This window comes from Pseudomonas sp. SK3(2021) (assembly GCF_016772375.1).
GTDB lineage: Bacteria > Pseudomonadota > Gammaproteobacteria > Pseudomonadales > Pseudomonadaceae > Aquipseudomonas > Aquipseudomonas chlororaphis_I.
Genome location: NZ_CP061943.1, coordinates 2322347 through 2337931, shown reverse-complemented (window position 1 = coordinate 2337931; position 15585 = coordinate 2322347). Strand labels below are relative to the sequence as shown.

Genomic DNA, 15585 nt, shown 5'->3' with positions numbered 1-15585 from the left:
CCGATGCGGCACCTGCGGCTAAATCATGTCGCGGCCAGCGGCATGAAGGATCAATTTGGCTCGGTTACGAACCCGGGCACAGTCTATAGAAGCGTCAACGCCGCGCACATTAACCCTTGGTCGCGTCGCCGGCTACTTTTGCCTGCGACATCGCGCCGCGGCACTGCGCAAGATTAATGCTTTTGTCCGGCAAACAGGCGATCAAACGCGCGGTTGCTGCGTGTGACGAAGCCTGTATCGGCACGAATCACAAAAAATGCGGCGATATCGTGTTTTTCCGCGTAATCCCAGCCGCGCTCGGGGCCGAGGATCAGCAACAGGGTCGATAACCCATCGGCCATCACGGCCGCGGGATGGATCACCGTGACCGAGGCCATCCCATGTTCGACAGGCTTGCCGGTGCGGGCGTCGAAGGTGTGGGAATAACGCTGCCCATCGCGCTGGAAATAATTGCGGTAGTCGCCGGAAGTCGAAACCCCATACCCATCGACGGCTATGACCCGCTCGGCGACCTGTCGATCGTTCCGCGGCTCCTCCAGGGCAATGCGCCACGCCGAACCGTCGGGTTTCCTGCCGGCCGCCTTGAGTTCGCCAGTGGCTTCGACCAGGTAACTGTCGATGCCCATTTCCGCGAGCCTGGCGGCAATCCGGTCCACCGCATGACCGGCGGCGATGCTGTTGAAATCCACCTCGACCGCGGCGTCCTTGCACAGCTGGTCGCCCTCGATACGCAGATGGGTATAGCCGACCCGCTGCCGCGCCTGCGCCAATGCCTCATCACTGGGCACCGCCTCCCCGCGCCCCTGCGGGCCGAAGCCCCAGAGATTGAGCAACGGCTCGACCGTCAGATCGAAGGAGCCCTGGCTGTCCCGCGATAACTGCTGGCCGACCTCGATCAACCGCAGGACCGCCGCCGTCATCGCCTGGCAGCTATTGGCCGGCAGATCGTTGAAGCGTTCGATGTCCGAGTCGCTGCGATAGGTCGACATCTGTCGGTCGACCTGCGCGAGTATCTGCTCGACCTGGGCCTGCACCTCACTCGGCGCGGCCAGGCCTGCCCGCCTCACGTACTTGATCGAGTAGGTGCTGCCCATGGTCGGGCCACCGAAGCTTTCCAGCGAGTCGCCCCGATCACATCCGGCCAGGGCCACGACCAAAACGACAGGAACCCACCCTCGCACCCAAGATCCACCCAGCAAGACTTCGCCTCCCGACACTCGATTTCCCTCTCGGCTTCGTCCGACCAGGGCGGGCCATTATGCGGCAACGGCCCCAGGTTTGATGCAGCCGGACTAACGCCATCGCGAGCAAGCTCGCTCCTACAAGGGATGGGTAAGCCTTTAGGAGCGAGCGTGCTCGCGATAAATTTCAAGCCTTCGCCTGCCACCTACTTAGCAAGCAAGCTAAGAGTTTTTGTTGCCTCGGCAGACTCATACACATATTGTTACAAACTGTCTGGCCTGCGGCTTAGCCGCCCCAGACCGTGCAACCAGGACGGGTAACGACCAGGGATCGCTAACAAAATAGCCAAAGTGAGTGAATAAAATGTCCACGACCACGGGCAAAGGCAAGGCGATCTTTCGCGTTGTCAGCGGCAACTTTCTGGAGATGTTCGACTTCATGGTCTACGGCTTCTACGCCACGGCCATTGCCAAGACCTTCTTCCCTGCCGACAGTGCTTTCGCGTCATTGATGCTATCGCTGGCGACCTTCGGCGCCGGCTTCCTGATGCGCCCGCTGGGCGCGATCTTTCTCGGCGCCTATATCGACCGTCATGGCCGCCGCCGGGGCCTGATCATCACCCTGCTGCTCATGGCCGCGGGCACCGTGCTGATCGCCTGCGTCCCGGGTTATGCCACCCTCGGCGTCGCTGCGCCATTGCTGGTGCTGCTCGGCCGCTTGCTGCAAGGGTTCTCTGCCGGGGTGGAGCTGGGAGGGGTCTCGGTTTACCTGGCGGAAATCTCCACCCCGGGCCGCAAGGGCTTCTTCGTCAGCTGGCAATCGGCAAGCCAACAGGCCGCCGTGGTATTCGCCGGCTTGCTGGGCATGGGCCTGAACCACTGGCTGAGCCCGGAGCAAATGGGCGACTGGGGCTGGCGCGTGCCGTTCCTGGTGGGCTGCATGATAGTGCCGGCAATCTTCATGATCCGCCGCTCGCTGGAAGAAACCCCGGAATTCCAGGCACGCAAACACCGCCCTACCCTGCAGGAAATCATCCGCTCCATCGGCCAGAATTTCGGCATCGTCCTAGCCGGCATGGCACTGGTGGTGATGACCACCGTGTCCTTCTACCTGATCACTGCCTACACCCCGACCTTCGGCAAGGCCGAGCTGCAGCTGTCGGACCTGGACGCCTTGCTGGTCACCGTGTGTATCGGCCTGTCGAACTTCTTCTGGTTGCCGGTGATGGGCGCCGTCTCGGACAAGGTCGGACGCAAGCCGCTGCTGCTGGCGGCGACCGTCCTGGCGATCCTGACGGCGTACCCGGCATTGTCCTGGCTGGTGGCCAACCCGAGTTTCAGCCACCTGCTGATCGTCGAGTTGTGGTTGTCCTTCCTCTATGGCTCTTACAACGGCGCCATGGTGGTGGCCCTCACCGAGATCATGCCGGTGGAAGTACGCACCACCGGTTTCTCCCTGGCCTACAGCCTGGCGACCGCCACCTTTGGCGGCTTCACGCCGGCAGCCTGCACCTACCTGATCCATGTGCTGGACAACAAGGCGGCGCCGGGTATCTGGCTCAGCGGCGCGGCGGTGCTGGGCCTGATCGCGACCCTGGTGCTGTTCCGCGGCAATCGCCACGAACTGCGCAGCGCACAGGCGGCGATAGCCGATGGCGCCTGACGGGACGCTATCGCGAGCAGACGCCACAAACAAAAACGCCCCGACAAGTCGGGGCGTTTTCATGTGCGGCTACTAAGACTTAGCGCGGGAACGCAGGCGGGTTCACACCAGCCATGTCTTCCATCACGCGAACCACCTGGCAGCTGTAACCGAATTCGTTGTCGTACCAGACGTACAGAACAACGCGGTTATCCTGGGTGATGGTCGCTTCAGCGTCCACCACACCGGCGTGGCGCGAACCGACGAAGTCGGTGGAAACCACTTCCTGGGAATTGACGAAGTCGATCTGCTTGTGCAGATCGGAGTGCAGCGCCATGTAGCGCAGGTACTCGTTCATCTCTTCACGGGTAGCGGCTTTCTCAAGGTTCAGGTTGAGAATGGCCATCGACACGTTTGGCGTCGGAACGCGGATCGCGTTGCCGGTCAGCTTGCCGGCCAGCTCAGGCAGGGCCTTGGCAGCAGCGGTAGCAGCACCGGTCTCGGTGATCACCATGTTCAGCGCGGCGCTACGGCCACGACGATTGCCCTTGTGGAAGTTGTCGATCAGGTTCTGGTCGTTGGTGTACGAGTGAACGGTTTCGACGTGACCGTTGACGATGCCGAACTTGTCGTTCACGGCCTTGAGCACCGGCACGATGGCGTTGGTGGTGCAGGACGCAGCGGAAACGATCTTGTCGTCAGCGGTGATGTCAGCGTGGTTGATACCGTGAACGATGTTCTTCAGCTTGCCTTTGCCAGGCGCGGTCAGGACGACGCGGTCGATACCCGGGCAAGCCAGGTGCTGGCCCAGGCCATCGGCGTCGCGCCATACGCCAGTGTTGTCCACCAGCAGCGCGTCTTTGATGCCGTACTGGGTGTAGTCCACCTCGGTCGGGTTCTTCGCGTAGATAACCTGGATCAGGTTGCCGTTGGCGGTGATGGTGTTGTTGGTTTCGTCGATGGTGATGGTGCCGTTGAACGAACCGTGTACCGAGTCGCGACGCAGCAGGCTGGCGCGTTTGGTCAGGTCGTTCTCGGCGCCTTTGCGCACCACAATGGCACGCAGGCGCAGGCCGTCGCCGCCACCGGTTTTCTCGATCAGGATGCGCGCCAGCAGACGGCCGATACGACCGAAGCCGTACAGGACCACGTCGGTGCCTTTACGGGGCGACGCGTTTTGCTGGCCAACCACGTCAGCCAGCTCTTCGCGAACGAATTGCTCGGCGGTGCGGCCATTGCCTTCGCTACGGAATTTGAATGCCAACTTGCCCAGGTCCACCGAAGCCGCGCCGAGCTTGAGCTCGCTCATGGCCTTGAGCAGTGGGAATGTTTCGTGGACGGAGAGTTCGCTATCGTCGCAAGAGCGATGGCGAGCAAAGCGGTGAGCTTTGAGAATCGCGATGACAGACTGGTTGATCAGGCTGCGGCCATAGATCGAACTCACCACATTGTTATTGCGGTAGAGCTGACCGATAAGCGGAATCATCGCTTCTGCGAGCGCTTCACGGTCGATCCATTCACCAAGACACTGGTCGGGCTTCTGAGTCACGGGAACCTTCCACATGTAGGGGCTGAAAAAAGGGGCTACATTATGCAGCCGAGTCCCCTGCGTAGCAATGCGCGCCTGTCGCGCAGAACGTAACAAAACTCCATCCGAAAAAAACACGCCCCGCTCCAGCCCAGTAAATACGCGGGTTTCAGAAAGGCCTCATTTTACGCGGCAACCCAGCGTTGTCTGTAACCCTCCGTAACACCGCCCCAATTCGGCACTACATTTCCTGCCAAAAAACGCGTTTTTTTGTCATAACCACTACATTTTCCGCAACCGCGTAATAGACACATCAGCAACTGACAGCCGGTATGCCGGACCGCTACAATTACCGACTTTGTCGCAACGCTGGAGCTCAACCTTCCGTGCCCGTTCTGCGTCTACCGCAACTCCCTGCCGCCGCCGGCAAACAGCACTGGGGCAATCTGCCCGGTGCCGCTCTCAGCCTGGCCATTGCCGAGGCCGCCAGCGCCGCCAAGCGCTTCACCCTGCTGCTGACCGCCGACAGCCAAAGTGCCGAACGGCTGGAGCAGGAGCTGAGTTTCTTCGCCCCGGATTTGCCCGTGCTGCATTTCCCGGACTGGGAAACCCTGCCCTACGACCTGTTCTCGCCGCACCAGGACATCATCTCCCAACGGATCGCCAGCCTGTACCGGCTGCCGGAGCTGGAACACGGTGTGCTGGTGGTGCCGATCACCACGGCCTTGCATCGCCTGGCGCCGACCAAGTTCCTGCTCGGCAGCAGCCTGGTGCTGGACATCGGCCAGAAGCTGGATGTCGAACAGATGCGTACCCGCCTGGAAGCCAGCGGCTATCGCTGTGTCGATACGGTGTACGAGCACGGCGAGTTCGCGGTGCGCGGCGCCTTGATCGACCTGTTCCCGATGGGCAGCAAGCTGCCTTATCGCATCGACCTGTTCGATGATGAAATCGAGACCCTGCGCACCTTCGATCCGGAAAACCAGCGTTCCATCGACAAGGTCGATTCGGTGCGCTTGCTGCCGGCGAAGGAATTCCCGCTGCAGAAAGAGGCCGTCACCCGCTTCAAGGCCCGTTTCCGCGAGCGCTTCGACGTCGACTTCCGCCGCTGCCCGATCTTCCAGGACCTGAGCAGCGGGATCACCCCGGCCGGCATCGAGTATTACCTGCCACTGTTCTTCGAAGACACTTCGACCCTGTTCGACTACCTGCCCCAGGACACCCAGGTGTTCTCCCTGCCGGGCATCGAACAGGCGGCCGAGAACTTCTGGAACGACGTGCGCAACCGTTACGAAGAACGCCGCGTCGATCCGTCCCGTCCTTTATTGCCGCCCGCGGAGCTGTTCCTGCCGGTGGAAGACTGCTTCGCCCGCCTGAAAAGCTGGCCGCGGGTAGTCGCCAGCCAACAGGACATCGAGGCCGGTGGCGGCCGCGAGCGCTTCCCGGCGCAGACCCTGCCCAACCTCGCCATCGAAGCCAAGGCCAATCAGCCACTGGCGGCCCTGGCGACCTTCCTCGACGAATTCTCCGGACGCATACTGTTCACCGCCGAATCCGCCGGGCGCCGTGAGGTGTTGCTGGAGTTGCTGGAGCGCCTGAAGCTGCGGCCGAAGACCGTCGACAGCTGGCCGGACTTCGTCGCGGGCAAGGATCGCCTGGCGATCACCATCGCGCCGCTGGACGAAGGCTTGCTGCTGGACGATCCGGCCCTGGCGCTGGTGGCCGAAAGCCCGCTGTTCGGCCAGCGCGTGATGCAGCGCCGACGCCGGGAGAAGCGCGCCGACGCCAACAACGATGCGGTGATCAAGAACCTCACCGAGCTGCGCGAAGGCGCGCCGGTGGTGCATATCGATCATGGCGTGGGTCGCTACCTGGGCCTGGCCACCCTGGAAATCGACAACCAGGCCGCCGAATTCCTCACCCTCGAATACGCCGAGGGCGCCAAGCTTTATGTGCCAGTGGCCAACCTGCACCTGATCGCCCGCTACACCGGTAGCGACGACGCCCTGGCACCGTTGCACCGCCTGGGTTCGGAAACCTGGCAGAAAGCCAAGCGCAAGGCCGCCGAACAGGTGCGCGATGTCGCCGCCGAGCTGCTGGATATCTACGCTCGCCGCGCCGCCCGCGAAGGTTATGCCTTCGCCGACCCGAAAGCCGACTACGCCACCTTCAGCGCCGGCTTCCCGTTCGAAGAAACCCCTGACCAGCAAACCACCATCGAAGCGGTGCGCGAGGACATGCTCGCGGCCAAGCCGATGGATCGCCTGGTCTGCGGCGACGTCGGCTTCGGCAAGACCGAAGTGGCGATGCGCGCCGCCTTCATCGCCGTGCACGGCGGCAAGCAAGTGGCGATCCTGGTCCCCACCACCCTGCTCGCCCAGCAGCACTACAACAGTTTCCGCGACCGCTTCGCCGACTGGCCGGTGACCGTGGAAGTGATGAGCCGCTTCAAGTCCGCCAAGGAAGTGAATGCCGCGGTGGCCGACCTGGCCGAAGGCAAGATCGACATCGTCATCGGCACCCACAAGCTGCTGCAGGACGATGTGAAGATCAAGAACCTCGGGCTGGTGATCATCGACGAAGAACACCGCTTCGGTGTGCGCCAGAAGGAACAGCTCAAGGCCCTGCGCAGCGAGGTCGATATCCTGACCCTGACTGCCACGCCGATTCCGCGCACGCTGAATATGGCGGTGTCGGGCATGCGCGACCTGTCGATCATCGCCACGCCGCCGGCCCGACGCCTGTCGGTGCGCACCTTCGTCATGGAGCAGAACAAGAGCACGGTCAAAGAGGCGCTGCTGCGCGAGCTGTTGCGTGGCGGCCAGGTCTACTACCTGCACAACGATGTGAAGACCATCGAGAAATGCGCCGCCGACCTCGCCGAACTGGTGCCGGAAGCGCGCATCGGCATCGGCCACGGACAGATGCGCGAACGCGAACTCGAACAGGTGATGAGCGACTTCTACCACAAGCGCTTCAACGTGCTGATCGCCTCGACCATCATCGAGACCGGTATCGACGTGCCGAGCGCCAACACCATCATCATCGAGCGCGCCGACAAGTTCGGCCTGGCCCAGCTGCACCAGTTGCGCGGCCGGGTCGGTCGCAGCCACCACCAGGCCTACGCCTACCTGCTGACACCACCGCGCCAGCAGATCACCCCGGACGCGGAAAAGCGCCTGGAGGCGATCGCCAATACCCAGGATCTCGGGGCTGGCTTCGTGCTCGCCACCAACGACCTGGAAATCCGCGGCGCCGGCGAACTGCTGGGGGACGGCCAAAGCGGCCAGATCCAGGCGGTGGGCTTCACCCTTTATATGGAGATGCTCGAGCGCGCGGTGAAAGCCATCCGCAAGGGCGAGCAGCCAAACCTCGACCAGCCGCTGGGTGGCGGTCCGGAAATCAACCTGCGCCTGCCGGCGCTGATTCCCGAAGACTACCTGCCGGATGTGCACGCGCGACTGATCCTCTACAAGCGCATCGCCTCGGCTACCGACGAGGACGGCCTGAAAGACCTGCAAGTGGAGATGATCGACCGCTTCGGCCTGTTGCCGGAACCGACCAAGAACCTGGTACGCCTGACCCTGCTGAAACTGCAGGCCGAGCAGCTGGGCATCAAGAAGGTCGACGGCGGCCCGCAGGGCGGTCGTCTCGAGTTCGCCGCCGATACTCCGGTGGATCCGCTGGCGCTGATCAAACTCATCCAGGGCCAACCCAATCGCTACAAATTTGAAGGCGCCACGCTGTTCAAATTCATGGTGCCGATGGAACGCCCGGAAGAACGCTTCAACACATTGGAGGCGCTGTTCGAGCGCCTCACCCCGAAAACTGCTTGAAGGACGCCCCATGCGCCTGTTTCGCTCACTGACCTTGCTCCTGACCCTGGTCGCCCCCTCGGCATTTGCCGACATGTATCAGGTCGAAATGATTCTGGTCCGACAGAATGCGGTTCCCGCCATCGTCAGCCGCGCCGCCCCCGAAGACTGGGCCGCCGGCGCCCAACGCCTGGGCGCCGACAGCCAGCGCACCCCGGCGCTGGGCGGCGTGGTCGAGAAACTCACCGCCAGCGGCGACTACAGCGTGCTGATGCACAAGGCCTGGCAGCAGGCGCTGGACGAAAACCCGGTGAAAATCGCCGTCAGCGAAGGCCAGGAACAATTCGGCCAGTTTCCGATCGAGGGCACCCTGACCCTCAAGCTCGGGCGCTTCACCGATGTGGATGCGCAGTTCTGGGTCAACCAGATCGACAGCAACGGCCTGGTGACCGCCAGCGAACGCCTGAAGCAGGAAAGCCATACTAAGAACGGCCAACTCAACTATCTCGACAACGGTCACCTGGCCCTGCTGATCAAGATCACCTCGCTGTCGGCCCCCGCGCCGCGCGAGACGCCTCCTGAAATCGTGGACTGACAGAAGTCCCTATGCCCCCGCCCCTGACCAAACCCCTGGCACCTTCCTGGGTCAGCCGATTCAAGGAGCAAGCCCTGGAGCGTGGCCGGCGCTACGCCCTGGAGAACCGCGTCAGGATCGTCCAGGCCGGCGACAGCGTCATCACCGCCAGTTGCGAAGGCTCGGGGGGCAACGTCTATCGACAGACCATCAGCCTGCGCGAGTCGGCCAAGAACACCTTGCTGCTGGTCGAAGCCTCCTGCACCTGCCCGGTGCGCGGCAATTGCAAACACATCGCCGCGGTGCTGCTGAAAATCGAGGAAACCCTGGCCTACCCGGCGGCGGCGAAAGACGCCGAGCTGCTGGAAAAGCTCCAGGCCGTGCTGGAGAACCGCAGCCCCGCCCCGCTGCCGCAACAGATCGTGGACAATGTGCAACCGGTACCCCGGCTATGGCTGGCCAGCATCGAGTTCAGCGCCTTCGAACCGCGCAACGGCAAGATGCAGCGCTACATCCAGCACCGTGCCGCGCTGTCGTTCAGCTACCTGGAGGAATACGTCAGCGGGCAGAAAAACGCCGACGTGGTAATTCGCCAGAAACACCAGACCCTGCGCATCAAGCGCCAGCCGGAAGTCGAACAACGCTATCGCGAACAGTTGCGGGCCTTGGGTTTCAAGATCGCCACCCGGCAGAGCAAGGCCCTGCCGGAAAGCGCCGGCGAGCTGTATGAAATGGTCAACGACAGTGCCTGGCTGACCTTCACCCTCAACGAATTGCCCAAGCTGCGCACCCAGGGCTGGGAGCTGCAGATCGACGATGATTTCGGCTTCGACCTGACTGCCGTGGACGACTGGTACGCCACGGTGGACGAGGCGCCGGGACGCGACTGGTTCGACCTGGAACTGGGCATCATCGTCAACGGCGAACGCCTGAGCCTGCTGCCGATCCTGCTCAACCTGATGCGCTCCCATACCGAGATCCTCAACCCGGAACGCCTGGCCAAACGCCGGGACGACGAGCTGATCCTGGTAAACATTCCCGCGCGTCCCAACTCGCCCAACGGCCCCCTACAGGTGGCGCTGCCCTACGGCCGGCTGAAGCCGGTGCTGGCCACCCTGGGCGAGTTCTATCTGCAGGAGCCCGGCGAAACCACACTGCGCCTGAGCAGTGCCGACGCGACCCGCCTCAATTCGCTGGAAGACCTGCCCTTGCTCTGGGAGGGCGGCGAACATATCCGCTCCTTCGCCCAACGGCTGCGAGACATCAAGGATTACTCGGCCCCCGCGCCGGAAGGCCTGAACGCCACCCTGCGCCCTTATCAGCTCGAAGGCCTGAGCTGGATGCAGTCCCTGCGCCAGCTGGAAGTCGGTGGCATCCTGGCCGACGACATGGGACTGGGTAAAACCCTGCAGACCCTGGCCCACGTGCTCAGCGAAAAGAACGCCGGACGCCTGGACCGGCCCTGCATGGTGGTGATGCCCACTAGCCTGATCCCCAACTGGCTCGACGAGGCGGCGCACTTCACGCCGCAGCTCAAGGTCCTGGCCCTGTATGGCGCCGGCCGCAAGAAGCACTTCGCCCGGCTGACCGACTACGACCTGATCCTGACCACCTACGCGCTGCTGCCCAAGGATGTCGAGCAACTCGCCGCCCTGCCCCTGCACGTCCTGGTGCTCGATGAAGCGCAATACATCAAGAATCCGTCGAGCAAGGCGGCCCAGGCCGCGCGCGCGCTCAACGCCCGGCAGCGCCTGTGCCTGAGCGGCACGCCGCTGGAGAATCACCTGGGCGAGCTGTGGTCGCTGTTCCACTTCCTGCTGCCCGGCTGGCTGGGGGACGTGAAGCGCTTCAATCGCGACTACCGCGTACCGATCGAGAGACACGCCAGCGAAGTGCGCCTGCAGCACCTCAACGGACGGATCAAGCCCTTCCTGTTGCGCCGCACCAAGGAACAGGTGGCCACCGAACTGCCGCCCAAGACCGAGATCATCCATTGGGTGGAGCTCAATGAAGCCCAGCGCGATGTGTACGAAACCATGCGCCTGGCCATGGACAAGAAAGTCCGCGACGAGATCACCCGCAAGGGCGTGGCCCGCAGCCAGATCATCATTCTCGAGGCGCTGCTGAAACTGCGCCAGGTGTGTTGCGACCTGCGCCTGGTCAACGAAGATGCGGTGCCGACGCGGGGCAGCTCCTCCGGCAAGCTCGACAGCCTGATGGAGATGCTCGAGGAGTTGTTCGACGAGGGGCGGCGCATCCTGCTGTTTTCGCAATTCACCTCGATGCTGGGCCTGATCGAGGCCGAGCTGAAACGGCGCAACGTCGCCTACGCCCTGCTGACCGGGCAGACCCGCGACCGCCGCACGCCGGTCAGGGACTTCCAGAGCGGCAAGCTGCAGATCTTCCTGATCAGCCTGAAAGCCGGCGGCGTCGGCCTCAACCTGACCGAAGCCGATACCGTGATCCACTACGACCCCTGGTGGAACCCGGCCACGGAAAACCAGGCCACCGACCGCGCCTATCGGATTGGCCAGGAGAAGCCGGTATTCGTCTACAAGTTGATTGCCCGCGGCACAGTGGAAGAGAAAATCCAGCACCTGCAGCAGGAGAAGTCCGACCTGGCGGCTGGCGTGCTGGATGGGCGCAAGGCCGGGGACTGGAAGCTGCAGAGCGAAGACATCGAAGCCCTCTTCGCCCCGCTGCCCGACAAGAAAGGCGGACGCTGATCTGTAGCCGCTGGCGCAGCCTGCGATCGGCTGCGCAGCAGACGTAAATACCGCGGACTGAGGTTTTGCGGGCGCTACGCGCTCGATCGCAGCCTTCGGCAGCGGCTACAGGTTTGCCGCGAGGACCCGCGCCAGCGTCGACTTCACCTTGCCCATGCCGTCCTGCAATGCCTGCTCGATCTCGGCCATGCTAATCACCGCAGCGGACTTGCCCGCCGCCGGGTTCACCACCAGCGCCAGGCAGGCATAATCCAGCTCCAGCTCACGAGCCAGCGCCGCTTCCGGCATACCGGTCATGCCGACGATATCGCAGCCGTCACGCTCCAGGCGGGCGATCTCCGCCACGGTTTCCAGGCGCGGGCCCTGGGTGCAGGCGTACACACCCTGGCTGCTGAATTCACAGCCTTCGGCCTCCAGCGCGGCGATCAATTGCTGGCGCAGCGACTCGCTGTAGGGATAGCTGAAGTCGATGTGGGTGACCTGCTCCAGGTCGTCGGCAAAATAGGTGTGCTCACGACCGCTGGTGTAATCGATCAGTTGATGCGGCACGCAGAAATGCCCGGAGCCCATCGCCGGATGAATGCCACCCACCGCGTTGACCGCCAGAATCGCCTCGGCCCCCGCCTGCTTCAACGCCCAGAGATTGGCCCGATAGTTCACCTGATGCGGCGGGAAGCGATGGGGGTGGCCATGGCGCGCCAGAAACAACACCTCGCGCCCGGCGTATTCACCCAGCTGGATATCCGCCGACGGAGCGCCATAAGGGGTGTCCAGGGGCAAGGATTGGCGAATGCTCAAGCCTTCGAGCCGGGTCAGGCCGGTGCCGCCGATAATCGCGTAAACCGTCATCGCAAAGGCCCTTAATCGATCAGTTGAGCATCCTTGAGTGCCCCGAGCGCCGCCAGCCAGCGCGGATCCTGACGATAGTCGGTGCAGGCGAACGCCTGGCCACGCATCCGCGCGATACGCGCCGATGGCTTCACCTTCAGTCGCTGGGCCGCGCTCAAGGCCAGCTCGGCCGCTGCCCGGTCGTTACATACCAGACCCATGTCGCAACCGGCCGACAGCGCCGCTTCGATCCGGCTCGCCGCATCGCCCACCACGTGCGCACCGGCCATCGACAAGTCGTCACTGAAAATGACACCGTCGAACTGCAATTCACCGCGCAGGATCTCTTGCAGCCAACGGCGGGAGAACCCGGCCGGCTGGGCATCGACCTGAGGGTAGATGACGTGGGCCGGCATCACCGCCGCCAATTGCTTGCTCAGGCGCGCGAAAGGCACCAGGTCCTTGGCGCGAATCTCGTCGAGGCTGCGCTCGTCATTGGGGATCGCCACGTGGGAGTCCGCCTCGGCCCAGCCATGACCAGGAAAATGCTTGCCCGTGGCCGCCATGCCGGCGCTGTTCATGCCACGGATAAAGGCGCCCGCCAGCAACGCGGCGCGCTCGGGGTCGCCCTCGAAGGAACGGGTACCCACCACGGCGCTGCGCTGATGATCGAGGTCCAGCACCGGCGCAAAGCTCAGGTCCAGGCCGACGGCCAGCACTTCGGTGGCCATGATCCAGCCACACTGCTCGGCCAGGTACTCGGCATTCGGGTTGTCGGCGATGGCACGCATGGCCGGCAGCCGCACGAAGCCCTGGCGCAGGCGCTGCACGCGGCCGCCCTCCTGGTCCACCGCCAGCAGCAGGTCAGGGCGAATCGCCCGAATGGCCGCGCTCAGCTCACGTACCTGCCGCGGATGCTCGATATTGCGGGCAAAGATAATCAACCCTCCCACTTCGGGCTGGCGCAGGAGTTGGCGATCTTCAGCCGTCAGCCAGGTACCGGCGACATCCACCATCAAGGAGCCTTGCAGGCCTGTGGTCATAGCAATTCCTTAGTAACGAAGTGCGCGCACGGCATCGCAAAGGGTGCAGGCGTGGCGCAGACGCACGAGTCCATTGCCGGCGGCAAAGCCCGGCAAGCGAGGATCGGCGAAAGGTGTGAAGAGAGGTAGGAAACGAGAGTCGACATGGGCGGCTAGCTTAGCGGATGTAAGCTGCCGCGCCCACCCGGACGGTCAGGCCTTGGCGACCGCCGGAGTCGATTTGCTGCGCGGCTTGAGCTGCGCCGTGGCCATGGCATCGTCGGTGACCCCGGTTTCGGCACGCATGCCGGCCGCGAGGAACGGCACCATCAGGCGCATCACCTGTTCGATCGAGGTGTTGACCCCGAAGTCGGTCTCGGCAATCGCACGCAACGCCTTGATCCCCGACATGCTGAACGCCGCCGCTCCCAACATGAAGTGCACACGCCAGAACAGTTCGATCGGTGGGATGCGCGGCGCGGCTTCATTGACCAGCAGCATGTAGCGGCGGAACACCTTGCCGTACATGTCTTCCAGGTAACGTCGCAGGTGCCCCTGGCTCTGGCTGAAGGCCAGGCCCAGAAGACGCATGAAAATGGACAGGTCATTGCCACTGCGAGGCTGGACCACCAGGGCCTGCTCGACGAGGATTTCCAGCAGCTCTTCGAGGCTTGGCTTGCTGCCCGGCTTGGCCGAACGCCGCTCCAGCTCACGGTCGAGGCTGATGCAGAATGGCCCGAGGAAGCGCGAGAACACCGCCTGGATCAAGGCCTTCTTGGAACCGAAATGATAATTCACCGCCGCCAGGTTGACCCCGGCCTTGCTGGTGATCAGCCGCAATGAGGTTTCGGCAAAACCTTTTTCCGCGAACAACTGCTCGGCAGCATCGAGAATGCGTTCAACGGTTTCCGACTGGGCCATGGCTACTCCGCCTGACAAACACTTGTTTGAAACATACGTTTCAGCCCCAGCCTTGTCAAGCCTGCCTATCCGTTTTGCGGCCGATCAGTCAGCTATTTAACCATACCTGCCGCGTCCTGTAGCCAGCCACGCGACACCCGACATGCGCAGCAGCAACCCGACCGTCCAGCGGCGATTGGAAAAAGGAGGATTGCCAAGCGCCATTCACTGTATATAATTCCAGTCACTGTATAAAAAGACAGAGCGATCGACATGCTAAAACTGACGCCACGCCAAGCTGAGATTCTGGCTTTTATCAAACGTTGCCTCGAAGACAACGGCTACCCGCCGACCCGTGCGGAAATCGCCCAGGAGCTGGGTTTCAAGTCGCCCAACGCCGCCGAAGAACACCTCAAGGCGCTGGCCCGCAAGGGTGCGATCGAAATGACTCCAGGCGCCTCCCGCGGCATTCGCATCCCAGGATTCGAAGCCAAGCCCGACGACTCCAGCCTGCCCATCATTGGCCGGGTTGCCGCCGGCGCACCGATTCTCGCCGAACAGCACATCGAAGAGTCCTGCAACATCAATCCGGCCTTCTTCCATCCACGCGCGGACTACCTGCTGCGGGTTCACGGCATGAGCATGAAGGACATCGGCATCTTCGATGGCGACCTGCTGGCCGTGCATACCACTCGCGAGGCCCGCAATGGCCAGGTCGTCGTCGCCCGCATTGGCGATGAAGTCACTGTGAAACGCTTCAAGCGCGAAGGCAGCAAAGTCTGGCTGATTGCCGAAAACCCTGAGTTCGCCCCTATCGAAGTCAACCTGAAAGATCAGGACCTGGTGATCGAAGGCTTGAGTGTCGGCGTCATTCGCCGCTAAAGGAGGCTCTATGCAGTTCCCTCACACACCACAGCATGCACAACTGCCACTGTTCGAAGCGTTCATGGCCCAACCCCTGGCGCCTATCCTCAAAGAGGCAGTCGAATCGTCCTGGCGCAACGAACCGGAAGCCTTCAGTGAACTGTCGTTACGCGGTGCCGCCGGGAACTGCCTGAGCCTGCTGGCGCCTATTCTCAGGGAACTGAGCCAGGACCAGGACGCGCGCTGGCTGACATTGATTGCCCCGCCGGCCAGCCTGACCCAGGCCTGGCTGCGGGACGCCGGCCTGAACCGCGAACGGATTCTGCTGCTGCACCCGCGCGGTGCCCAAAGCGCGCAACAACTGGCTTGCGAGGCTCTGCGCCTGGGACGTAGCCACACCGTTGTCAGTTGGCTCAACCCATTGAACAGCAGCGCCCGTCAACAGCTCATCAGCGCAGCCCGCACAGGCGACGCACAAAGCCTGAATATCCGCCTGGGCTGACCG

At 63.0% G+C, this 15585-nt stretch carries 11 protein-coding genes; 6 read left to right on the top strand and 5 right to left on the bottom strand.

Annotated features, from left to right (window positions below; all coding sequences use genetic code 11):
• Positions 1–173 precede the first annotated feature (173 nt).
• The gene (locus IF690_RS10620) at positions 174–1151 is read right to left on the bottom strand and encodes an FAD:protein FMN transferase (protein ID WP_202700015.1); all 978 of its coding nucleotides are present in this window, start codon (positions 1149–1151) and stop codon (positions 174–176) included.
• 394 nt (positions 1152–1545) lie between these two features.
• Between IF690_RS10620 and IF690_RS10615 the strand changes: the two genes are divergently transcribed.
• Positions 1546–2844, top strand: coding sequence for an MFS transporter (locus IF690_RS10615; RefSeq protein ID WP_202700014.1), 1299 nt, complete (start codon positions 1546–1548; stop codon positions 2842–2844).
• A 79-nt stretch (positions 2845–2923) separates the two neighbouring features.
• Here the strand turns inward: IF690_RS10615 and IF690_RS10610 are convergent, their stop codons facing one another.
• Positions 2924–4387 (bottom strand): glyceraldehyde-3-phosphate dehydrogenase, encoded by a 1464-nt coding sequence (locus IF690_RS10610; RefSeq protein WP_202700013.1) that lies wholly within the window; start codon positions 4385–4387, stop codon positions 2924–2926.
• A 350-nt stretch (positions 4388–4737) separates the two neighbouring features.
• Between IF690_RS10610 and mfd the strand changes: the two genes are divergently transcribed.
• Genes mfd through IF690_RS10595 form a run of 3 tightly spaced genes read left to right on the top strand, consistent with a single transcriptional unit; the run spans position 4738 to position 11466 of the window.
• Positions 4738–8187 carry a transcription-repair coupling factor gene (mfd, locus tag IF690_RS10605; RefSeq protein WP_202700012.1) on the top strand — a complete coding sequence of 1150 codons (3450 nt, stop codon included), beginning with the start codon at positions 4738–4740 and terminating at the stop codon, positions 8185–8187.
• 10 nt (positions 8188–8197) lie between these two features.
• The gene (locus IF690_RS10600; RefSeq protein ID WP_202700011.1) at positions 8198–8761 is read left to right on the top strand and encodes a CsiV family protein; all 564 of its coding nucleotides are present in this window, start codon (positions 8198–8200) and stop codon (positions 8759–8761) included.
• An 11-nt stretch (positions 8762–8772) separates the two neighbouring features.
• Positions 8773–11466 carry a DEAD/DEAH box helicase gene (locus IF690_RS10595; protein WP_202700010.1) on the top strand — a complete coding sequence of 898 codons (2694 nt, stop codon included), beginning with the start codon at positions 8773–8775 and terminating at the stop codon, positions 11464–11466.
• Positions 11467–11571: 105 nt separating this feature from the next.
• Here IF690_RS10595 and IF690_RS10590 read toward each other — a convergent pair whose 3' ends face one another.
• From IF690_RS10590 to IF690_RS10580, 3 genes are all read right to left on the bottom strand, one after another.
• The gene (locus IF690_RS10590) at positions 11572–12315 is read right to left on the bottom strand and encodes an S-methyl-5'-thioinosine phosphorylase (protein ID WP_202700009.1); all 744 of its coding nucleotides are present in this window, start codon (positions 12313–12315) and stop codon (positions 11572–11574) included.
• 11 nt (positions 12316–12326) lie between these two features.
• Positions 12327–13325: a beta-N-acetylhexosaminidase gene (gene nagZ, locus IF690_RS10585; RefSeq protein ID WP_202701376.1), complete on the bottom strand. Its 999-nt coding sequence runs from the start codon at positions 13323–13325 to the stop codon at positions 12327–12329.
• A gap of 204 nt (positions 13326–13529) precedes the next feature.
• A complete protein-coding gene (locus IF690_RS10580) occupies positions 13530–14237 on the bottom strand; it encodes a TetR/AcrR family transcriptional regulator (RefSeq protein WP_202700008.1) in 708 nt (235 codons plus the stop codon).
• Between the two features lie 252 nt (positions 14238–14489).
• Between IF690_RS10580 and lexA the strand changes: the two genes are divergently transcribed.
• Together lexA and sulA are read left to right on the top strand one after the other, a co-directional pair.
• Positions 14490–15098 carry a transcriptional repressor LexA gene (gene lexA, locus IF690_RS10575; protein ID WP_007921301.1) on the top strand — a complete coding sequence of 203 codons (609 nt, stop codon included), beginning with the start codon at positions 14490–14492 and terminating at the stop codon, positions 15096–15098.
• 10 nt (positions 15099–15108) lie between these two features.
• Positions 15109–15582 carry an SOS-induced cell division inhibitor SulA gene (gene sulA, locus IF690_RS10570; RefSeq protein WP_202700007.1) on the top strand — a complete coding sequence of 158 codons (474 nt, stop codon included), beginning with the start codon at positions 15109–15111 and terminating at the stop codon, positions 15580–15582.
• The last annotated feature ends 3 nt before the right edge of the window (positions 15583–15585 follow it).

Coding starts and splice junctions, on each gene's coding strand:
- IF690_RS10580 (WP_202700008.1), bottom strand. CDS start 14,237: ATGGCCCAGTCGGAAACCGTTGAACGCATTCTCGATGCTGCCGAGCAG.
- lexA (WP_007921301.1), top strand. CDS start 14,490: ATGCTAAAACTGACGCCACGCCAAGCTGAGATTCTGGCTTTTATCAAA.
- IF690_RS10595 (WP_202700010.1), top strand. CDS start 8,773: ATGCCCCCGCCCCTGACCAAACCCCTGGCACCTTCCTGGGTCAGCCGA.
- sulA (WP_202700007.1), top strand. CDS start 15,109: ATGCAGTTCCCTCACACACCACAGCATGCACAACTGCCACTGTTCGAA.
- IF690_RS10590 (WP_202700009.1), bottom strand. CDS start 12,315: ATGACGGTTTACGCGATTATCGGCGGCACCGGCCTGACCCGGCTCGAA.
- IF690_RS10610 (WP_202700013.1), bottom strand. CDS start 4,387: ATGTGGAAGGTTCCCGTGACTCAGAAGCCCGACCAGTGTCTTGGTGAA.
- IF690_RS10615 (WP_202700014.1), top strand. CDS start 1,546: ATGTCCACGACCACGGGCAAAGGCAAGGCGATCTTTCGCGTTGTCAGC.
- IF690_RS10600 (WP_202700011.1), top strand. CDS start 8,198: ATGCGCCTGTTTCGCTCACTGACCTTGCTCCTGACCCTGGTCGCCCCC.